Annotated in this window: 5 protein-coding genes; 1 reads left to right on the top strand and 4 read right to left on the bottom strand. The window is 58.6% G+C overall.

From position 1 onward, the window contains the following. On the bottom strand, nt 1-641 hold a 641-nt coding region (locus ACRESD_RS21295; RefSeq protein ID WP_431752710.1), incomplete at its 3' end, for an ABC transporter transmembrane domain-containing protein. A gap of 159 nt (nt 642-800) precedes the next feature. On the opposite strand from ACRESD_RS21295, the gene ACRESD_RS21290 reads away from it, so the two are divergent. Continuing rightward, nucleotides 801-2657 carry an O-antigen ligase family protein gene (locus tag ACRESD_RS21290; RefSeq protein ID WP_431752709.1) on the top strand — a complete coding sequence of 619 codons (1857 nt, stop codon included), beginning with the start codon at nt 801-803 and terminating at the stop codon, nt 2655-2657. A 54-nt stretch (nt 2658-2711) separates the two neighbouring features. Here ACRESD_RS21290 and ACRESD_RS21285 read toward each other — a convergent pair whose 3' ends face one another. The 3 genes from ACRESD_RS21285 to ACRESD_RS21275 all read right to left on the bottom strand — a co-directional run. Next, nucleotides 2712-3593 carry a glycosyltransferase gene (locus ACRESD_RS21285; protein WP_431752708.1) on the bottom strand — a complete coding sequence of 294 codons (882 nt, stop codon included), beginning with the start codon at nt 3591-3593 and terminating at the stop codon, nt 2712-2714. Further along, complete coding sequence (locus tag ACRESD_RS21280) at nt 3590-4738, bottom strand: glycosyltransferase family 4 protein (RefSeq protein WP_431752707.1); 1149 nt, start codon at nt 4736-4738, stop codon at nt 3590-3592. Before ACRESD_RS21280 ends, ACRESD_RS21285 begins: the two co-directional genes overlap by 4 nt. A gap of 85 nt (nt 4739-4823) precedes the next feature. After that, nucleotides 4824-5714, bottom strand: an 891-nt coding sequence (locus ACRESD_RS21275) for a PIG-L deacetylase family protein (protein ID WP_431752706.1), incomplete at its 5' end; no start/stop codon positions are given.

The following is a 5714-nucleotide window of genomic DNA, read 5'->3' as shown; positions in this document are numbered from 1 at the left end:
ATTGCCACCTGGATCTTTTTGCTCTGCTTGCGGAATTTCTTGCTAGCCGTGCTGACCATCACCGCAATCAACGGCAGGATGGCGATCATGACCAGCGTCAGGCGCCAGTTCATGTACAGCAGGGAGGCGAACAGGAAGATCACCGTCATGCCTTCGCGGATCACCACCTTGATGGCATCGGTCGCCGCGCCCGTAACCATGGTCACGTTGAAGGTGATGCGGGAAATCAGGTGCCCTGAGTTGTGATTGTCGAAATACCGGTTAGGCAGCGTCAGCAGGTTGTTGAACAACTGCACCCGCAGGTCGTGGACCAGGCCCAGGGAGACCTTGGCCAACAGGTAGTTGCCCAGGAATGACCCCAAGCCCTGCCAGGCAGCGATCAAGATGATCAGCAGCGGAACGGCCTGCAGCAATTGCAGGTCCCGCAGGAACGGCACGGTGGGGAACAACACGGCTTGCGGGTTGGAAAGGCCATCGACAAAGTACTTGAGGATGTAACCCAGCATCGGCTGGGTTGACGCGAAAATCAGAAATCCGACGATACTCAACGCGAACAAGCCCATATAGGGCTTAACGTAACTAAGCAGGCGGAAGTATATTTTCAAGCTCGAAGGGCTTGCGCTCGGACTGGAGTCGGTCATATCACGCGGCGTTTTGAAAAAGGAGGCTGACTTTAGCACAGCTTCTCTGTTGTACTTGCACCCGGCGTAAGCCGCGGCCCGGTTGGACCCGACCGGCGACATTACATAGCCACTACCTTAAGATGGTCGGCTTTCTCTTTCTGGAATGGCTTTTACTGTATGCACTCCAAGCGCCTTACCTATGGCTCAAATCGCGTTTTCGACTTCCTGATCCTATGGATTTTGCCCATTGGCTTGTTGCTGCTCCTGAGTGCCCTGTTCTTCGTCACCAACCGTAATGTACTGCACCGCTTCTTCTACATAACGTTCAGCGTGCCAACCCTGTTCCTGTTGTGCATGCGCCCCCGAGAGCTCAAGGAGCTGTTGCGCGAACCCCTGGCGATTGCGTTTCTGGTGTTCTCCGCCTGGGCGCTGACCAGCATGCTCTGGACCCCTGAATCGACCAACGACACCGACCTGCTCAAACGCCCGCTGAACACGCTCATGCTGTTTGGTGGTTTTGGGTTTTTGCTGCATTACCGCAATGAGTTGTTCAAACCGATCTTCTTCAGTGCGGCAGTGATTGCGCTGGTGGTGTGCCTATACAACCTGGTGGCGTTCGCGAAAGGGTATCAGCCGGGTATGCGTATGATCGGCGGCCGGGGCGCCCTCGATAACCCGCTGCTCAGCTCCCATGTCTTCGGCTTTTTCTGCATTTACTGGCTGTATGTCTGCATGACCACCCCGCGCCTGAAAGTGCTCTGGTTCAGCATACCCGCCCTGGCAATCATGACCTTGGCCGTCTTGGCAACCGGCTCACGCACCCCATTGGTTGCGCTGACGCTGGCAATCCTGTGGATCAGTTTTGTCAGCCGCAACCTGCGTGCGGTGGTATTGATCTCCGGCCTGGTTGTAGGAGGGATCGCGCTACTGCTGTTTTGTCCCGAGTTGATCACTGACCGCGGCAGCTCGTTTCGCCTGGAACTCTGGAGCATGTCGCTGCACTTGATTGGAGAGCACCCCTGGATCGGCCATAGCTACGACTCCGATCTGTATCTGACACTGGCAGATGGCAATCAACTTCGCGAACCCCACAGCTTCGCCCTCGGCGTGCTTTATTACGTCGGTATCATCGGCTTTATCCCATGGGTCTTCATGCTTGGCTGGGGCCTTTACAAAAGCTTCAAGGAACGGGCACAACCACTGTTCATCCTCGGTTCCTCCCTGTTGGCCTACGGTATCGGTGCAGGCCTGACCGAAGGCGGTGGCATTCTGTCGCGTCCCAAGGAGCATTGGTTCCTGCTGTGGGTTCCCCTGGCAATCATCGCCGGCCTGAGCATCGCCCAGCGCCGTCGCAGCGTGTTGCGCATGCCGGTGCAAGCGATCAACACCACCAACTTCGATCAGTTGTGCAGCAACGCTCACGTCATTGAAGCAGACGGCCTGGGGCCGAAAGTCCTGCGCCTGGAAGATGGCAGCTTCCTCAAGCTGTTCCGTGCACGCCGCTGGTACACCTCCGGCAGCTTCAACCCTTACTCCGAACGGTTTGCCAGCAACAGCGAGCAATTGCGCACCCTGGGCATTCCCACGCCGGAAATCCTAGGCCTCTATCGCTTACCCGATGCCAGCAGCGCCGTGACCTACACGCCCCTGCCCGGCTTGACCCTGCGCCAGGCACTGCAAAGCCTGGACAGCAGCCTGCGTGAGTCCCTGGTCGAACGTTTTGGACGGTTCATGGCGCAGTTGCATGAGCGCGGCGTGTACTTCCGCTCGCTGCATTTGGGCAATGTATTGTTGATGGACGATGGCGAGTTCGGCTTGATCGACGTGGCAGACCTGCGCGTCTACCCTTCAGCACTGCGCCACGCGTTGCGCCAACGCAATCTGCGCCATATGCAACGCTATCCGCAGGACCGCGCCTGGCTGTTCGAAACCCACTTCGAACAGCTGCTCAAAGGTTACGCCTCGGTTGCGAGCCAAGCCGCCACGCTGAAGATTCGCGAACAAGTGCTCAGCCAAGTCCGCCCCGCCAGCTGATAAAAAAGGCGACTATCACTGCTGATAGTCGCTTTTTTCATATCCCTTGCCGCTTCAGCTTCTGAGCGGTGTCAGATAGAGCCGCACCAACCCACGCAAGGTCTTGCGCCCCCAGAACTTCAACGGGATCTGCTTGAGAACCTCCCGCGCCAACGGGCGATCACGGTCGGCGGTCTTGAGGAACATCGAGTTCAGGAAGTTATAGCGAACCTGATCATAAGCCGGGTGCTCGCTGAACAAGCCATAGGTCTTGAGGATGTTCTGGATCATGTAGCGGTGGTTCTTGTACGTATTGGTGGCGTGCTGACGATAACGCGCCATCACCACGCCCAGCACGTCGATGGTGTAGCCGGCGTGGGTAATTTTCAGTTCGATCAGCAGGTCTTCCAAGGGGATCAACGGATCGAAACCACCGACTTGCGCCAGCGCCTCCTGGCGGATCATCAGTGTGGGCGCCGGCGGAAAGGGTTTTCGATCCATGAACAGATCGTCGAAGTCCAGGCTGCGAAACGGCAGGTCACGGTGCTGCTTTTTCTCCGGGTATGGCTTGCCGTCGCCATCGATCAGCTCGATGTTACCGGCGCAGATACCGACCTTCGGCTTGCCGTCCATGTAGGCAACCTGGGTCGCGATACGCTCGGGCAACATGATGTCATCCGAGCCGAACGGCACGATCAGGCTGCCCTTGGCCCGGGCGATAGCACCATTGAGGGTGTTGGTCAGGCCCTGGTTCTGCTGGACCTGGAAGTCAAAGCCATGCTCGGCCTGCAAACGGCGAATACGCTCGACACTGTCATCCTTGGAGCCGTCATCCACCACCAATAATTCGATATGGCTGTAGGTCTGCCCCAGTACGCTAAGGATGCTCTGCTCGATGTACGGACCATGGTTGTAGGACGCGATGATCACCGAGACCAGGGGTTGTGGGTGACTCATGCTCTACCTACTTCACGCAAACCGGTTTCAATCAAGGTCAGGTACTTGTGCTTGAACTCGTCAAGGGTGTGATTGGCCACCAGATAACGGAACACCTCTTCGCCCTTGGCACGCAGCTGTTCGTCGCTCAAGGCCAGGTAAGTGTCCAGGGCGGCGGTCAATTGCTCGACGTTGCCCGGATCATGGGAAAGGCCGCCAGCCCCCTGTACCAGCGGCAACATAGCCGGGCCGTTGGAGGCAATCACCGGCAAGTGCCCGCTCATGCCTTCAAGCAGCGCCAAGCCCAGGCCCTCGAACAACGACGGCATGGTCCAGATGTCAAAGCCGCGCACGTATTTCATGCCGTCCTCACGGAAGCCCAGCAGGTGTGCACGGCCGGTCAGGCCCAGGCGTTCGATGTCGGCACGCAGGTCGGCTTCGGCGCGACCGGAACCGATGATACCTACCTGAGCCTCAGGGTATTTGTCCTTGAGGTTGGCAAAGGCTTGCAGCAGATGGGTGTGGCCCTTGATCGGCACCAGACGCCCCAAAGCGCCAATCATCCGGGCATCCATCGGCAGGCCCAGGGCCTTGCGTGCATCCTCACGGGTCAGTTGCAAGGCTTCTGCCTGTGGGATATCGATAGCGTTGGTAACGTAAGTGGTGTTGTCACGGGTGAATCCGCAATTGAGGTCCACCAGGTAATCCTTCACCGCCTCCGACACCCCGACAAAACGCCACGCCGGGCTGACCCAACGCTGGGTCTGGCGACGACGATAGCCACGGGCATATTCGCCAAACCCGTGGGAGATGCCAATGCACAGTGGGATCTTCAACCAACGGTTGAGCGACAGCATCATGTTCACCGACTTGAAGCGATTACAGATGACCACGTCGAATTTCTGCTCGCGGCAATACTTATAGATCTGCCACATGGCGCCAAAGCGAATGCCCTTGAGGGACTTCTCCGGCAGCTCGAAATAGTGGGAATGTTCGGCCACGCTCAAAGGCTGGCCGGGCAGCGGGCGGCCGCTGAGGAACCCCGATGTCACCTCGAAGCGCTCAGCCGGCAAGGACTTGACGATCTGTTCGCCCAAGTCGGCGAAGTCATTGGTCTTGACGTTGTAGTCCGGCTGTAACTGCAAAACCTTGAAACGAGGCTTCATAACTCTCCATGCAGCGATCTGGCTACGGGCACACAGCCCGGTAAAAAAGGCGACAGGCGCATACGGGCCTGCCTTCAATAGCGTCTCAGTCCCGCTTCAGGACCCACAACAGCTCGTGACGACGCACAGCCTTGCGAAAGAATTCGTTCTCGCCATAAGGCGATGGCGCCCGAGCTGCCAACCACTGCTGAAGCCACCTGCGCACGCGGCGCTTGAACGGCGCACGCGGCTGCAGGTCGTGCATCATGCCCAAGGCCATGGCCTTGTCCTGCTGCTGGCTCAAGGTAAGCATAAAGCTGCAAGGCACCAGCTCGACACCAGGGTCGAAGCGCGGCGGTAACGCCACGCCGGCCCCCGAATCGCCCATGGGCCAGCGGTCGTTATCATGCAGGTGGTTGGCGTAGCCGAGCAACGTTTCGGGCCGCCACTCCAGGCCCTGCAACGCCTCAAGTATCGCCGCATGGGCACAGATGTGATCCGCGTGAGGGTCCAGCAACGGCGTCGGCAACACGACTACCTGAGGTCGCGCCTTGAGCAACAGCGCTCTCAGATCGGCGATCAGGTTATTCCAGGTCGGCGCGCCGTCCATATCCCCCGGCAAGGCAAAGCCGTTGAACTGTCGAAACAGGCGCGTATCGTTCAAATCGGCTTCGCGGGAGACCTGAGGTTGATCCGGCGCCGCCTGCATGGCCTGCAATTGCATGCAGAAGTAACCTAACTGCACACATTGCGCCTCGGGCACGCCGGCCCAGCGTGGCACGGCAATGCTGTCCCAGGCACGCAAACGCCCCTTCAGCCGCGCAGCCTCAGCCTTGGGCATGCCCATCTGTTGATAATGTTCGGCTTCGATTTCACCGGCAGTCAGGGTAACGATCCAGCTTTCCGCTGCCTGGCTGTAAAGGCTGAATGCGGCCAGTTCGGCATCATCGGCGTGGGGCGCAATGACCATGACACGCTGCTGCCGATAGTCCGGCTG

It is taken from the genome of Pseudomonas sp., from assembly GCF_050739995.1.
Taxonomy (GTDB): Bacteria; Pseudomonadota; Gammaproteobacteria; order Pseudomonadales; family Pseudomonadaceae; genus Aquipseudomonas.
The sequence above is the reverse complement of the archived record's forward strand: the minus strand, read 5'-3'. Positions and strand labels throughout refer to the sequence as shown.